Origin of the sequence: Streptomyces sp. NPDC049837 (genome assembly GCF_040674455.1) — a bacterium.
Lineage (GTDB): Bacteria > Actinomycetota > Actinomycetes > Streptomycetales > Streptomycetaceae > Streptomyces.
On sequence record NZ_JBFAMP010000017.1, the window covers coordinates 14,178 to 29,099 of the forward strand.

At 73.3% G+C, this 14,922-nt stretch carries 12 protein-coding genes; 6 read left to right on the top strand and 6 right to left on the bottom strand.

The features are described 5' to 3' along the window. Window positions 1-46 precede the first annotated feature (46 nt). Window positions 47-1,075 carry a hypothetical protein gene (locus tag AB0J57_RS32685; protein WP_366132014.1) on the bottom strand — a complete coding sequence of 343 codons (1,029 nt, stop codon included), beginning with the start codon at window positions 1,073-1,075 and terminating at the stop codon, window positions 47-49. 52 nt (window positions 1,076-1,127) lie between these two features. Next, on the bottom strand, window positions 1,128-1,517 hold the full coding sequence (locus AB0J57_RS32690) for a VOC family protein (RefSeq protein WP_366132015.1): 390 nt from the start codon (window positions 1,515-1,517) through the stop codon (window positions 1,128-1,130). Window positions 1,518-1,582: 65 nt separating this feature from the next. Between AB0J57_RS32690 and AB0J57_RS32695 the strand changes: the two genes are divergently transcribed. Further along, window positions 1,583-2,209, top strand: a complete 627-nt coding sequence (locus tag AB0J57_RS32695) for a nucleoside/nucleotide kinase family protein (RefSeq protein WP_366132016.1) — start codon at window positions 1,583-1,585, stop codon at window positions 2,207-2,209. A gap of 26 nt (window positions 2,210-2,235) precedes the next feature. Here AB0J57_RS32695 and AB0J57_RS32700 read toward each other — a convergent pair whose 3' ends face one another. Next, window positions 2,236-2,979, bottom strand: coding sequence for a hypothetical protein (locus tag AB0J57_RS32700; protein ID WP_366132017.1), 744 nt, complete (start codon window positions 2,977-2,979; stop codon window positions 2,236-2,238). A gap of 95 nt (window positions 2,980-3,074) precedes the next feature. Here AB0J57_RS32700 and AB0J57_RS32705 point away from each other — a divergent pair, with 95 nt between their 5' ends. After that, complete coding sequence (locus AB0J57_RS32705; RefSeq protein WP_366132018.1) at window positions 3,075-3,941, top strand: LysR family transcriptional regulator; 867 nt, start codon at window positions 3,075-3,077, stop codon at window positions 3,939-3,941. Window positions 3,942-3,988: 47 nt separating this feature from the next. Then, complete coding sequence (locus tag AB0J57_RS32710) at window positions 3,989-5,125, top strand: aminopeptidase P family protein (protein WP_366132019.1); 1,137 nt, start codon at window positions 3,989-3,991, stop codon at window positions 5,123-5,125. A 30-nt stretch (window positions 5,126-5,155) separates the two neighbouring features. Here the strand turns inward: AB0J57_RS32710 and treZ are convergent, their stop codons facing one another. Then, on the bottom strand, window positions 5,156-6,901 hold the full coding sequence (treZ, locus tag AB0J57_RS32715) for a malto-oligosyltrehalose trehalohydrolase (RefSeq protein ID WP_366132020.1): 1,746 nt from the start codon (window positions 6,899-6,901) through the stop codon (window positions 5,156-5,158). A gap of 170 nt (window positions 6,902-7,071) precedes the next feature. On the opposite strand from treZ, the gene AB0J57_RS32720 reads away from it, so the two are divergent. Further along, window positions 7,072-7,620, top strand: coding sequence for a DUF1707 and FHA domain-containing protein (locus AB0J57_RS32720; RefSeq protein WP_366132021.1), 549 nt, complete (start codon window positions 7,072-7,074; stop codon window positions 7,618-7,620). A 37-nt stretch (window positions 7,621-7,657) separates the two neighbouring features. Here AB0J57_RS32720 and treY read toward each other — a convergent pair whose 3' ends face one another. Beyond that, window positions 7,658-9,982: a malto-oligosyltrehalose synthase gene (treY, locus tag AB0J57_RS32725; protein ID WP_366132022.1), complete on the bottom strand. Its 2,325-nt coding sequence runs from the start codon at window positions 9,980-9,982 to the stop codon at window positions 7,658-7,660. Between the two features lie 158 nt (window positions 9,983-10,140). Next, the gene (glgX, locus tag AB0J57_RS32730) at window positions 10,141-12,264 is read right to left on the bottom strand and encodes a glycogen debranching protein GlgX (RefSeq protein ID WP_366132023.1); all 2,124 of its coding nucleotides are present in this window, start codon (window positions 12,262-12,264) and stop codon (window positions 10,141-10,143) included. Between the two features lie 478 nt (window positions 12,265-12,742). Here glgX and AB0J57_RS32735 point away from each other — a divergent pair, with 478 nt between their 5' ends. Further along, entirely contained in the window at window positions 12,743-13,984 is a 1,242-nt protein-coding gene (locus tag AB0J57_RS32735; protein ID WP_366132024.1) for an SAV2148 family HEPN domain-containing protein, read from the top strand. Between the two features lie 102 nt (window positions 13,985-14,086). Next, entirely contained in the window at window positions 14,087-14,908 is an 822-nt protein-coding gene (locus AB0J57_RS32740; protein ID WP_366132025.1) for a 3'-5' exonuclease, read from the top strand. Window positions 14,909-14,922 lie beyond the last annotated feature (14 nt).

The window sequence follows — 14,922 nt, forward strand, 5'->3', positions numbered from 1 at the left end:
CGGGTGCCGGGGCGGCCCCTTGGACATGTCCGGCCGCCCTGGCCGTTCAGTCCTGGAGCGACGCGTACAACCGCCGGGCGCGGGCGGCCTGCCAGGAGTCGCCGAGCAGTGCGAACTCCTCCGCGAGCGCGCCGATCAGCTCCACGTCCGCCGGGCCCGTGTCGTCCAGCATCCGTATCAGCCGGACCCGGGCGAGCTCGGTCAGGCCCCGGCGGCCCGCAAGCCGTATCCACGTCAGCTCCGACTCGTCGGGATCGGGACCGGTCGGAGTGGCGGGCGCGACCGGCTCCGTCGCGACGCCGGCCCGGGCGTGACGGTGCAACAGCTCCTCGGCCAGCCGCAGTTCATCGGACGTGCCGCCACGCGCCGTCTCCTCCCGCACCACCTCGCGCAGCCACGGCGGGTCCCGCTCGTCCGAGTCGTACCGCGCCGCCCGCAGCGCCGCCGCCACGTCCATGCCCCGTGCGCTCCCGGCCGCCCGCAGCCGGGCCAGGTCCTCGCGTCCCGCCGCCAGGACCGCGTCCCGCACCGGCGGGCGCGGCTCGTCGTGCATGAGCCGGTACGCCAGCCCCTCCCGGGCGTTGAGCAGCACGAAATCCGGTTCCGTACGCGACCCGGCCGCGTGCAGCCGGGCGAGCAGCTCGACCGGTGAACGCTCCGGCAGGCCCAGCCCCGCGAGCAGCTCTGCCCGGTCGGCGTCCAGGGTCGGCCCGTACGCCTCGCGTAGCTCTTCCTCCGCCTCGGCGACGGCGGCCAGGATCCGCTCCTCGTCGTCCTCCGGCCCCACGCCCCCCGGGCACTCGGGCAGGCCGATGAGCACTTCGAGGGCCTCGCGCACATCGGCGCCGATCAGCCCCGCGTCCCCCTCCGAGGAGGCGTACAGCACCGGACCGCCGTCGCAGACGAAATACGTACCACCCGAGTCGTCCCCCGCTATCGGCTCCAGCGAGGCGCCGGAGGCCAGCCGGACGTCCTCGCAGTGCTGGACGCGGTCGATGTCGAACTCGAAGGGATACGCGGCGAGTTGGGCCAGGCGCGGCTGCGTGCGGAGCAGCTCCAGCAAGGGATCCGTCATGTCACAGAACGTAACAGCTCCCACTGACAACGCCCCTGACGGTCCGCGGCCGTCAGGCCGGCTGCAGCAGGTCCCAGCGGTTGCCGTACAGGTCCTCGAAGACCGCGACCGTGCCGTACGGCTCGTACCGGGGCTCCTCCAGGAACCGCACGCCCGCCGCCAGCATCCGCGCCCGGTCACCGGCGAAGTCCTCGGTGTGCAGGAAGAACCCGACGCGCCCGCCGGTCTGCGCGCCCACGCTCGCCTCCTGTGCCGCGCCCGCCGCCCGGGCCAGCAACAGTCCGGTCCCGGCCCCGGCGCCCCGGGGCCGGACCACGACCCACCGTGAACCGTCCCCGCGATCGGTGTCCTCCACCAGCTCGAAGCCGAGGGCGCCGGTGTAGAAGTCGATGGCCTCGTCGTAGTCACGGACGACGAGGGTGATCAGGGCGATGTGCGACATATGGCAGACGTTATACGTATGACAGCCACCTGACCAGCAGGGCGGCGGACTGCCACACTGCTCCCATGGACTCGCAGCAGCTCGCCGAGCTCACCGCCCGCGCCCGCCGCCTCGCCGTCCCGGGCACCCGCCGCATCCTCGGCCTGGCCGGAGCGCCCGGCGCGGGCAAGTCCACCCTCGCGGCCCGGCTGGTCGACCGCCTCGGCGGCCTCGCCGCCCTCGTCCCCATGGACGGCTTCCACCTCGCCCGGGCCGAACTGCGCCGCCTCGGCCGCACCGAGCGCAAGGGCGCCCCCGACACGTTCGACGCCGCCGGGTACGCCGCCCTGCTCACCCGCCTCCGCGCCGCCGAGCCCGGCACGGTCGTCTACGCCCCCGCGTTCGACCGCGCCCTGGAGGAACCGGTCGCCGGCAGCATCCCGGTCGCCGCCGAAGTGCCGCTCGTCGTCACGGAGGGCAACTACCTCCTCCACGACGACGGCTCCTGGGCGCTCGTCCGCCCGCTCCTCGACGAGGCCTGGTTCCTGGAACTGGACGACCGGCGCCGCGTCCACCGGCTCGTCGAACGCCACGTGCGGTTCGGCAAGGACCGCCCCTGCGCCGAGCGCTGGGTCAGGGACTCCGACGAGGTCAACGCCCGGCTCATCACCGCCGGACGCGGCCGAGCCGACCTCGTCGTACGGATGAGCTGAGTACGCGCATGAGCTGAGTACGCGGGTCACGCCGTCGGCACCACGCCCGCGTGCCGCACCGCGGCCGACGCCAGTGCCCGTACGACCGGGTGCGGGCGCGTCCCGTCGCCGGCCAGCTCGGGCTGGAACAGCGTGGCCAGGAAGAAGGGGTGGCCCGGCAGTTCCACGATCCGCACCTGCCCGTCCCCGTCCTCGCCGGTGAAGCGCAGCCCGTGCGCGCGCAGCAGCTCCAAGTGCCCGCTGTCCGGCCCGTACGAGCACTGGTACCGCTCCACCAACCGCTCGGTGCCGATCACCGACTCGGCCAGCGAGCCGGGCGCCACCCGCACCGCCCCCTCGTGCCCGGCCAGCGAACACGCCAGTCGCCCGATCACCAGGTCCTCGGCCGCCGCGTCAGGGTCGTTCTCCGCGTGCGCGGCACGTGACAGGCCGCAGACGTTCCGGGCGTACTCCAGCAGCGCGTGCTGGAAGCCGCCGCACGTCCCCAGGAACGGGATTCCCCGCTCCCGCGCGGTACGGATCGCGGCCAGTGCGCCCGCCTCACTGCGGTACGGGCTGCCGGGCAGCAGCCACACCGCGTCGAACCCCTCCACGGCGCCGGGCTCGGCGGCGTCAGCGGTCGGGATCCAGTACGCGTCGAGGACGAGACCGTCCCGCTCGGCGAGGGCGTCGAGGAGCACCGGGATGCGGACGTGGGACTGCACGGTGGAGGAACGGTCGCCGACCAGGGCGACCCGGGCAACAGGGTTCGTCACTACAGGGTTCGTCATGCCGAACATGCTTGCCGCCGGGGCCGGTTCAGGTCCAACGATGATTTCTGCATCCCCGATCAGAAGTGCTTATGCCGGGCGGGACACTGGTGACCATGGACCCGCACCTGCTCCGTACGTTCGTGACGGTGGCCCGGCTCGCCTCCTTCTCCGGGGCCGCCCGCGAGCTGGGCTACACCCAGTCGGCCGTCTCCCAGCACATCGCCGCTCTCGAAGGCGACCTCGGCCTGCCGCTGCTGGTCCGCCGACCGGTCGTCCCCACCCGTGCGGGAGAACGCCTGCTGGAGCACGCCCGGCCCCTGCTGCTCCGGCTCGACGCCGCCCGCGCCGACCTGACGCGCATGGCCGCCGAACCGGCCGGTGAACTGACCCTCGCCACCGCCCCGCTCGCCGTCCGCCCCGACATCCTCGCCGCGCTGCCCGCCACCCGCGTCACCCTCCGGGTCCTGCCCCGCGACGAGATCCCCGCCGCCCTGGCGGAGGGCGCGGCCGACCTGGGGATCGTGGACGGCCTCGCCGCCCCCAACGACCCGCTGCGGCTCCCGGACGTCGCCCCGCTCACCGCGACGCGCGTCGCCGAGGCCCCGCTCGCCGTCCACCTCCCGGCCGGCCACCCCCTCGCCCACCGCCCCGGTCTGCGCCTCGTCGACCTCCTCGCCGCCCGGTGGCTCGACGCCCCGGCCGCCGGCCTGCCCCTCGACCGGCTCCGCGCCGCCCAGGGCACGCCCGGCTTCCGCCCCGCCCTCCGCTACGACGGCACCGATGTCCGCACCCTCACCGCCCTCGCGGCGGCCGGCCACGGTCTGACCCTCCTGCCGGCGACCGTCCCCCCGGCCCCCGGCGCCACCGCCGTGCCCCTCACCGAACCGCGCCTGGTGCACCGCACCGAACTGCTCCGCAGCGGCGAACCGACAGGCCCCGCCGCCACCGTGGCAGCCGCACTGACCACGGCCCGCTCCTGACCGCATATCGCTCGCGTCCGCCCCGCCCCCCGGCGAGGATGACCGTCATGGACAGCCGTAGCGACCTCGCGACCACCCCGTTCACCGCCGACGACTACCGCGCCCGTATGGCCCGCGCCACCGAGGCGGCCGCCGCTGCCGGGCTCGCCGGACTGCTCGTCGCGCCGGGGCCCGACCTGGTGTACCTCACCGGGTACCGGCCCACCGCCGACACCGAGCGCCTCACGCTCCTCGTCCTGGCTTCCGGGCAGGACCCGGTTCTGATCGTGCCGACCCTCGAAGCGCCCGACGCCGACCGGGCCCCCGGGGCCGCCGCGCTCACCCTCCGGGACTGGACCGACGGCACCGACCCGTACGCCGTCACCGCCCCGCTGCTGGACCCCAAGGGCCGCTTCGGGGTCAGCGACAACGCCTGGGCCATGCACCTGCTCGGGCTCCAGCAGGCGCTGCCGGACTCCTCGTACGCCGCGCTCACTCAGGCCCTGCCCATGCTCCGGGCGGTCAAGGACGCGTCCGAGCTGGCCCGGCTGGAGGCGGCGGGTGCCGCCGCCGACGAGGCGTACCGCGAGATCCTCAAGGTCCGGTTCGCCGGGCGGAAGGAGACGGACGTCGCCGCCGACCTGGCCGCGCTGCTCAAGCACTTCGGCCACTCGCAGGTGGACTTCACGGTCGTCGGCTCGGGTCCCAACGGCGCCAACCCGCACCACGAGGCGGGCGACCGCACCATCGGGGAAGGCGACATGGTCGTCCTCGACTTCGGCGGCCTCAAGCACGGCTACGGCTCCGACACCACCCGTACCGTCCACGTCGGCGAGCCGACGCCCGAGGAGCGGCGCGTCCACGACGTCGTACGGGAGGCCCAGCAGGCCGGGTTCGAGGCGGTCAGGCCGGGTGTGGCGTGCCAGGACGTCGACCGGGCGGCCCGCGCGGTGATCGCGGGGGCGGGGTACGGCGAGTACTTCATCCACCGCACCGGCCACGGCATCGGCGTCACCACGCACGAGCCGCCGTACATGATCGAGGGCGAGGAACAGCCGCTCGTGCCCGGCATGTGCTTCTCCATCGAGCCGGGGATCTACCTCCCGGGCCGCTTCGGCGTCCGCATCGAGGACATCGTCACGGTCACCGAGGACGGCGGCCGCCGGTTCAACACCACCCCGCGCGAGCTCGCCATCGTCGAGTAGACCGTGGAGTGGACCGCCCAGCAGGACGGATCACGCGTCCGTCAGCACCACGCACGACTCCGGCGGCAGCGTCATCACCCCGTCCCCGTTCGGCATCTCCACCGGCTCCCAGGCCGCCAGCACCCGCCCCCGGGTGCCGAGCGGGATCAGCGCGGGCTCCTTGGCGAAGTTGACCGCGACGCGCAGGTCCCCGCGCCGGTACACCAGCCAGCGGGCCTCCTCGTCGTACGCCACCCGTACCGCGGCCAGGTCCGGGTCGGTCAGGTCCGGCTGGGAGGCCCGCAGCGCGATCAGCTCCCGGTACCAGGCCAGCACGCGTGCGTGGGGCTGCCGTTCGCGCTCCGCCCAGTCCAGGCAGGAGCGGTCACGGGTGGCCGGGTCCTGGGGATCCGGGACGTCCTCCTCCGCCCAGCCGTGGGCGGCGAACTCCCGCCTCCGGCCGTTGCGGACCGCCTCCGCGAGCTGCGGGTCCGTGTGGTCGGTGAAGAACTGCCACGGCGTGCTCGCCGCCCACTCCTCGCCCATGAAGAGCATCGGCGTGAACGGCCCCGTCAGCACCAGGGCCGCCGCGCACGCCAGCAGCCCGGGGGAGCAGGACGCCGACAGCCGGTCGCCGGTCGCCCGGTTGCCGACCTGGTCATGGGTCTGGGCGTAGCCCAGGAAGCGGTGCGCCGGGGTGTTCACCCGGTCGACCGGCCGCCCGTGCGTACGGCCGCGGAACGTCGAGTACGTACCGTCGTGGAAGAAGACATGGCCCAGGGTCTTGGCGAGGGCCGCGAGCGGGGCACGCGCGAAGTCCGCGTAGTAGCCCTGCGATTCACCGGTCAGGGCGGCGTGCAGGGCGTGGTGGAAGTCGTCGTTCCACTGGGCGTGCAGGCCGAGTCCCCAGGAGGAGCGGGGCATCGTGGTGCGCGGGTCGGCCAGGTCCGACTCGGCGATCAGGAACAGCTCCCGGCCCTGCTCGGCGGCCAGCTCATCGACGGCCGCCGACAGCTCCTCCAGGAACGTCAGCGCCCGCGTGTCGGCCAGCGCGTGCACCGCGTCCAGCCGCAGCCCGTCGATCCGGTAGTCGCGCAGCCAGGCCAGGGCGCTGCCCAGCAGGAACGCCCGGACCTCGTCCGAGCCGGGCGCGTCCAGGTTCACGGCGGCGCCCCACGGGGTGTGGTGGGTGTCCGTGAAGTACGGGCCGAAGGCCGGGAGGTAGTTGCCGGAGGGGCCCAGGTGGTTGTGGACCACGTCCAGCACCACGCCCAGGCCCAGGCCGTGCGCAGTGTCGACGAAGCGCAGAAGCGCCTCCGGCCCGCCGTACGGCTCATGCACCGCCCACAGCGACACGCCCTCGTACCCCCACCCGTGCCGGCCCGGGAACGGGCACAGCGGCATCAGCTCCACATGTGTGATGCCCAGCTCCACCAGGTGGTCCAGCCGCGCGGCCGCCGCGTCGAGGGTGCCTTCGGGCGTGTACGTGCCGACGTGCAGCTCGTACAGCACCGCGCCGCGCAGCCCGCGCGGTGGGGGTTCGTGCCGCCAGGTGTACGCGGCGTGGTCGACGACCGCGCTCAGGCCGTCGGGCCCGTCCGGCTGGCGCCGGGAGCGGGGATCGGGCAGCACGGGCCCGCCGTCCAGCGCGTACCCGTACCGGGCGCCGTCGGCGGCCTCCGCCTCGGCCGTCCACCAGCCGTCCCGCTCCGGATCGCGCTCCAACGGGTGGACCGCTCCCTGGAGTTGGAGCTCGACCCGTTCCTCTGCCTGCGGCGCCCACACCTCGAACAGCACTGGTGATCCCCTCGTCGTCGTAACGCCCCAATCCTGGCAAGATCGAGATCGGGAAGCACGACACTTGGCCGAACGCCCCGTCGCTGATCACGTATCAAGACCGTACCAACGGGGTCCGACAACGGGGTCCGTCTGGACACCCCGGCCCGCCCGGACCGACAATCACGACTGTGACGTCCGCTTTCGAGTCCTCCACGTACCCCGCTCGGCTCTCCGACGCCGAACGGGACCGTGCCCTGGGGCTGCTGAGGGAAGGCGCCGCGCAGGGCCAACTGTCGCACGACACGTTCCTGCGGCGCATGGAACTGGCCCTGGTCGCCCGCCGCCCCGACGAGCTGGCGGCCCTCACCGCCGACCTGCGCACCGAAGGGCGCTGGTCCAAGCGGCTGTTCGGCGCGGTCGAACGGATGTCCGCCTTCCATGTGCGGCTGCGCCGCGCGTGGCAGGCCGAGCGGCTGCCGAAGCTGCTGCTGCCGGAGCCCGGACCGTACCCCTTGCGCATAGGGCGGGACCCGGCCAACGGGCTGCGGCTCAGCCACGAGACCGTCTCCCGGCTGCACGCCGAACTGAGCCTTCAGGGCGGGCTGTGGGTCCTGCGCGACCTCGGCTCCACCAACGGCACCACCGTGAACGGCCGGCGGGTGACCGGTTCGGTCGTCGTCCAGGCCGGTGACATGGTGGCCTTCGGGCGCATGAGCTTCCGCCTCTCCGCCCGCTGACGGCACCCGGATCAGTCGCGCGGACGGCACCCCCGGATCAGTCGTCCGCGACCGGGCGGCGGCTGAGCAGGGCCACAGGCCGCGCCGCGAACAGGTCCACCAGAGGCACCGGCTGACCACCCGGGAACTCCCGGTCCGCCTCCACGGCGTCGAACCAGCGCCCCTCCGGCAGCGTCAGGGACGTCTCGCCCCAGCCGCCGCCCTCCGCCAGCTTCAGCGACAGCCGGGTGACCGCCGTGACGCTCTCGCCCGAGCGGCAGAAGGCCACGCAGTGCTCCGCCGCCGGGCCGCGCGCCGTCAGCGGCAGATACGTCCCCGACGTGCCGAACACGTCCGGGTACCGCCGCCGGAGCCGCAGCGCCGCGCGCGTGACGGCCGTTTTCTCGTCCGGCGGGCCCTCCCGGAACGGCCGCCGGTTGTCCGGGTCGACCAGCGCCAGGTACACCCGCTCCGTCTCCTGGTACAGGTCCGGAACGCCCGGCATGGTCAGGTGCAGCAGCGCCGCGCCGAGCACGTTCGCCCGGACGTACGGGTCCAGCTCGCGGACCAGGAGGGAGACCGTGTACAGGCCCGGACCGGCCGGGCCCGCGTCCACGAAGTCCAGCACCGCCTGTTCGTACGCCGGGTCCGGCTCCGTCCAGCTCGTGCGCAGCCCCGCCTCCCGCACCGACTTCAGCAGCGCGGGCGCCAGCCGGTCCCCGTACGGGTATCCGAAGCCCACCGCCGTCTGCCACGCCGTCCACGCCACCTGGCCGTCGGGCGCCGGGGTGCGCGCCACGTCGTCCAGCAGCTTGGCCCACCGCTGAGGGCACTCCGACAGGACCGCGATCCGGGCGCGCACGTCCGCGCTGCGCTTGGTGTCGTGCGTGGACAGCACCGTGCCCGTGGCCGGCCAGTCGCGGGCCAGCCGCTCGCAGTACGCGTGGAACTCCGCCGGGCTCACGGCCGGCCTGGCCGGCTCCCCGCCCACCTCGTTCGCCGAGATCAGCGGCGTGTACCGGTAGAACGCCGTGTCCTCGACGGACTTCGCGCGCAGCGCCGACGAGGTCTGCGCGAACCGGGTCCGGAACGCCCGGTGCTCCGGCCCGTCGCCCAGCCGGCCCAGCGCCAGGTCCCGGACGACGTCCACCGCCGCCGCCTCCTCCGGGACCATGAACGTCGCCCTCGCCTCCTCGGCCGCCTCCGCCGTCAGGACGTCCTCCGCGCCGGTCCCGTACGGGCGGTAGACCGGCACCCGGATCAGCAGCTCCCGCACCGCGGCGCGCAGCGCCCACGGGGCGTGGTCGCGCAGACCCGGGTCGGCGGCGCAGACGGCCGCGGCCGTCCGGGTCAGGAACGCGACCTCCGAGGCCAGCGCGTGCGTCACCACCTTGTACGCGGCCCGGCGCGCCGTCGCCTCCCAGTGGCCGCCCCGGTCCCCGGCCGGGCCCGCGAACCGGCGGTAGTGCTCCGCCAGTTCCGCCGCGCCCGCCTCGTCCACGAACAGTCCGTCCACCCGCCGCAGCGCGTCATAGCCGGTCGTGCCGGCGACCGGCCACCTGGCCGGAAGCCGCTCCTCGCCGGTGAGGATCTTCTCGACGACGATCCAGCAGTCCCCGCCGGTCGCCCGCTCCAGCTCCCGCAGGTACGCCTCGGGGTCCGCGAGCCCGTCCGGGTGGTCGATCCGCAGGCCATCGACCACCCCGTCCCGTACCAGCTCCACGATCTTGGCGTGGGTCGCCTCGAACACCTCCGGTTCCTCGACCCGCACCCCGATCAGGTCGGAAATGGTGAAGAACCGCCGGTAGTTCAGCTCCGTACGGGCCAGCCGCCACCAGCCCAGCCGGTACCACTGGGCGTCCAGCAGCTCCGGCAGCGCCTTCCCCTCCGTGCCGGGCCGCAGCGGGAACCGCTGCTCGCCGTAGTGCAGCGTCCCGCCCTCGACCCGCATCCCCGCCAGCTCGTCGCCGATCCGGCCCGCCAGCACCGGCAGCAGCACCTTCCCGCCGCCCGCCGCCCAGTCGATGTCGAACCAGCGGGCGTACGGCGACGAGGGGCCGTCCCGCAGCACCTCCCGCAGCGCCCGGTTGTACCGCGGGTTCGCCGCCATGTGGTTGGGCACGAGGTCCACCACCAGGCCGAGGCCGTGCGCGCGGGCGGTGCGCGCGAGTGCCCGCAGGCCCGCCTCGCCGCCCAGCTCCTCGCGCACCCGGCCGTGGTCGGTGACGTCGTACCCGTGCGTGGAGCCCGGGACCGCCTCCAGGACCGGCGACAGATGCAGGTGCGAGACCCCGAGCGAGGCGAGGTACGGCACCGCTTCCCCGGCGGCGGCGAAGGGGAAGTCCGGCTGGATCTGGAGCCGATAGGTCGAGTTGGGCGTCATGCGAACGTACGTACCCGCTTGGGCGGCTTCTGTGTCATCGGGTCATGCGATTTACGCCCGACGCCACGTTCCACGCCACGTTCCACCGGGGTCCACGGCTCGCCCGCCACGGGCCGCGAACCCTGTCCCGCGCCAGGAGCCCCTCTTGAAGCCGTCTCCTAGGCGGGGCGCCGGAGCACCGTCAGACTTCGCCCGATCAGGGTGAGACGGTCGCCCGCGGCGACTTTCGCGCCCTGCCCCGGCTCGACGCCCTCGGGGATGGCAGTGTCCACGACCACCTGCCACTGGCGGCCGTGATTGACCGGCACCACGAAGTCCAGGTCCTCGGCGCTCGCGTTGAACATCAGCAGGAACGAGTCGTCGGCGATCCGCTCCCCGCGCGGGCCCGGCTCGGAGATCGCACTGCCGTTCAGGAACACCGACAGGGCCTTGGCGTGCGCCGCCTGCCAGTCCCGCGCCGTCATCTCCTCACCCTCAGGGGTGAACCAGTTGATGTCCGACAGCTCGTCGTGCGTCCCCTCGACCGGCCGTCCGTGGAAGAAGCGCCGCCGCCGGAAGACCGGGTGGTCCCGCCGCAGCCACACCATCGAACGGGTGAACTCCAGCAACGACCGGGCCTCCTCGGAGTCCTCGTCGGGCCAGTGCACCCACGCGACCTCGTTGTCCTGGCAGTACGCGTTGTTGTTGCCGCCCTGGGTGCGCCCGAACTCGTCGCCGTGGCTCAGCATCGGCACGCCCTGGGACAGCATCAGCGTGGCGATGAAGTTGCGCATCTGGCGCAGCCGCAGCTCGGTGATCCGCTCGTCGTCGGTCTCGCCCTCGGCGCCGCAGTTCCAGGAGCGGTTGTGGCTCTCGCCGTCCCGGTTGCCCTCGCCGTTCTCGTCGTTGTGCTTCTCGTTGTACGAGACCAGGTCGCGCAGCGTGAAGCCGTCGTGGCAGGTGACGAAGTTGACCGAGGCGAGCGGGCGCCGCCCGTCGTCCTGGTAGAGGTCCGATGAGCCGGTCAGCCGCGACGCGAACTCGGCGAGCGTGCGCGGCTCGCCCCGCCACAGGTCCCGGACCGTGTCGCGGTACTTGCCGTTCCACTCGGTCCACAGCGGCGGGAAGTTGCCCACCTGGTACCCGCCCTCGCCCACGTCCCAGGGCTCGGCGATCAGTTTGACCTGGCTGACCACCGGGTCCTGCTGGACCAGGTCGAAGAACGACGACAGCCGGTCCACCTCGTGGAACTGGCGGGCCAGCGTCGCCGCCAGGTCGAACCGGAACCCGTCGACGTGCATCTCCGTCACCCAGTACCGCAGCGAGTCCATGATCAACTGGAGCACGTGGGGCGAGCGCATCAGCAGCGAGTTCCCGGTGCCGGTGGTGTCCATGTAGTACCGGGGGTTGTTCTCCACGAGCCGGTAGTACGAGGTGTTGTCCAGGCCCCGGAAGGAGAGCGTCGGGCCCAGGTGGTTGCCCTCGGCGGTGTGGTTGTAGACCACGTCCAGGATGACCTCGATGCCGGCCTGGTGCAGCGCCCGGACCGCCGACTTGAACTCCAGGACCTGCTGGCCCCGGTCGCCCCAGGAGGCGTAGGCGTTGTGCGGGGCGAAGAACCCGATGGTGTTGTAGCCCCAGTAGTTCGCCATGCCCGCGTCGACGAGCCGGTGGTCGTTGACGAACTGGTGCACCGGCATCAATTCGAGCGCCGTGACCCCCAGTTCCGTCAGGTGCTCGATCACGGCGGGGTGGGCGAGCCCCGCGTACGTACCGCGCAGCTCCTCCGGCAGGGCCGGATGGAGCATCGTCAGGCCCTTCACATGGGCTTCGTAGATCACCGTCCGGTGGTAGTCGGTGCGCGGCGGGCGGTCGTCGCCCCAGTCGAAGTACGGGTTGACGACGACGGAGGTCATCGTGTGCGGCGCCGAGTCCAGGTCGTTGCGGGAGTCCGGCCTGCCGAAGTGGTAGCCGTACACCGCCTCGCCCCAGTCGACGGCGCCGGCGACCGCCCGCGCGTACGGATCGAGCAGCAGCTTCGCGGAGTTGCAGCGCTGTCCGCGCTCCGGCGCGTACGGTCCGTGGACCCGGAACCCGTACCGCTGGCCCGGCATCACGCCGGGCAGGTACGCGTGCCGTACGAACGCGTCGGTCTCGCGCAGCTCCACCGCGGTCTCCGAGCCGTCGTCGTGGAGCAGACACAGCTCGATTCGGTCGGCGGCCTCCGAGAAGACCGCGAAGTTGGTTCCGGCGCCGTCGTACGTGGCGCCGAGGGGATACGCCTGTCCCGGCCAGACCTGCATAGATAAGACTCTTCCACTTCTGATCCGGCTGATGGGGGTCACTTGAGCCAGAATCCTCCCCGAAAGTGGTGCAACCTCCTAGGACTTCGGCCGGTCCTACCGGGTGACCACGCTGCGCGAGCCACGCAGTGGCCGGAAATCGCCCCCTGCGCCTGATTCGTCCGATCAGCACACCGCCGGTGGCGGACGGACGCCGTCCGGTTGCCCGGGTCAACTTCGCGTTCCGGGGCGTCGCCCGCGCCGGGGCGGCCGCGAGGCGGCGCCGGCCGGAGCCCCGCCGGCGGACCGCCGGGCCGGGTCCGGTGGGCCGACCATTATGAATCCGCTCACTCCCGGCGCTCCCGGGGTCCGGAACCGGCGGAAGAATCATGACCGTTGGCAAAGGAGCCGGGCGATCGGGCTGCACCGCCCCGCGCTCCCGGAGTACCCTTCCTTGATCGTTGGAGACGGGCGTCCAGGAGCAGAAGGCGGTGCGCGGGTGAGCTCGGGAGGGCTGGAGCTGCCCCCAGGTGACTCAGGTCATGAGGGGGACTCCACTGACCCCGCTGATGTCCCGCCCGGCGCGGTCTCACTCGCCCGGCCGATGGAGATCGGTGCGGAACTGGACTGGGGCGCGGAGGCCTGGAGCGAGGTACGGACCCGGGCCCAGCGCGCCGGACGCGCCTATATCTGGCTGAATCTGGTCGAACAGCGGCTGCGTGCCGTGGTGGCCGCCGTTCTGCGGCCCGTCTACGAGCCGGTCCACGGCGACGACTGGGTGGTGGCGGCCGCCGGACCCGCCGGGCAGGAGTGGGTGCAGCGGGCCGTCGCCGTACGTGAGGTGTCCCGCCGCAAGGGCTACCTCCTGGACCCCGCCGACGACAATGTGCTCAGCTTCCTCACGCTGCCCCAGCTCCGCGAGCTGATGGTCCAGCACTGGCCCTGCTTCGAGCCGTACTTCGACGACCGGCGCGAGGTGGAGCTGGCCCTGGACGAGCTGGAGGTCACCCGGAACGTGGTCTCCCGCAACCGGGCCCTGTCGCGCACCGTGCTCGACCAGTCCGAGCGGGCCTCCGCCCGCCTCCTGGAGATCCTCGGTGGCGGCGCGGGCGTGCCGTCCGCGCACCGGCTTCCGGTCGACGCGGTGGAGGACCTCGTCGGCGACCGGTACGCGGACGTCGTCTCCGTCCACCCCGACCGCGTGCGGCTCCAGCGGCAACTGCCCGCCGAGGACCTCTTCGGCGGGGCGCGGCGCCTCGACGCGATCGGCATAGGCCTGAACCTCCTCGTGCAGAACTTCTCCGGGCGGCGGCTGGTGCGGCTCGCCGAGTCGGGCTGCCGGATACGTCTGCTGTTCCTGAACCCGGCGAGTAGTGCCGTCAAACGGCGCGAAAGGGAACTTGGGATCAAAAAGGGCGAATTGAGCCGCTCGGTGGAGATGAACATCCTCCACATGCGGCGGGTGCGCTCCAGGCTGCGCGACCCGGGAGCCTTCGAGATCCAGGTCTTCGACGAGACGCCGCGCTTCACCGCGTACCTCGTCGACGGCGACGGGCCGGACGGGGTGGGCGTCGTGCAGTCCTACCTGCGCCGGGCCCGCGGCATGGAAGCGCCGGTGCTGGTGCTGCGCGGCGGCAGGCGACCGGTCGTCACGGCCGGGACGGAGAACGACCACGGCCTGTTCGAGACCTATCGCGAGGAGTTCGAGTCGGTCTGGGCCGACTCCCGGCCGGTCTCCTGAGCCTCGCCGGAGCCCGTTGTCAGTGGTGCGTGGGAGGGTGAAGACCCACAGGGGGAGTGCACCGCACGGGGGGCGCACCACAGCATCGCGAGGAGGAGCAGCATGGGCTGGCACGGGGAGACGCTCGTCGGCTTCGATCTGGAGACGACGGGCACGGAGCCGCTCGAAGCGCGCATCGTGACGGCGGCGGTCGTGGAGGTGCGGGGCGGGGAAGCGGTGGTGCGCCGTGACTGGCTGGCCGATCCGGGCATCCGGATCCCCGCGCAGGCCTCGGCGATCCACGGCATCAGCAACGAGCGGGCCGCGGCGGAGGGCCGGCCCGTCCGCGAGGTCGCAGACGAGCTCGCCGACACCCTCGTCGGGTACTGGACGCGCGGGGTGCCCGTCGTGGCGTACAACGCCGGCTTCGACCTGACGCTGCTCACCGCCGAGTTGCGGCGGCACGGACTGCCCGACCTGAGCGAGCGGCTGGGCGGCGCGCCGATAGGCCCGGTGGTCGACCCGTACACCATCGACCGCGCCGTCGACCCCTACCGCCGGGGCAAGCGGAACCTGGAGGCTGTCTGCGCCGAGTACGGCGTGGTGCTGGACGGCGCCCACCAGGCGGCCGCCGACGCGCTGGCGGCCGTGCTGGTGGCGTGCGCGATAGCGGAGCGGCACGCCTCGGTGGCGGCGCTGACCCCGGGGGAGCTGCATGAGCGTCAGGTGGGGTGGTACGCGCGGTGGGCGGCCGACTTCCAGAGCTTCCTGCGCCGCAAGGGAACCCCGGACGCGGTCATAGACCCGGCCTGGCCGCTGCGGGAGCTCGCGCCGGCGGCCGGGGCGGCCACGGCGACGGCGGCCACGGCACCGGCTCCGGCGGCAGGGGCGCCGCTCGGGGCGCCGGCGGTCACGGCTCCGGCGGTGACGCCCGCCGCCGGCTGAGGTCCCGCCGGGCG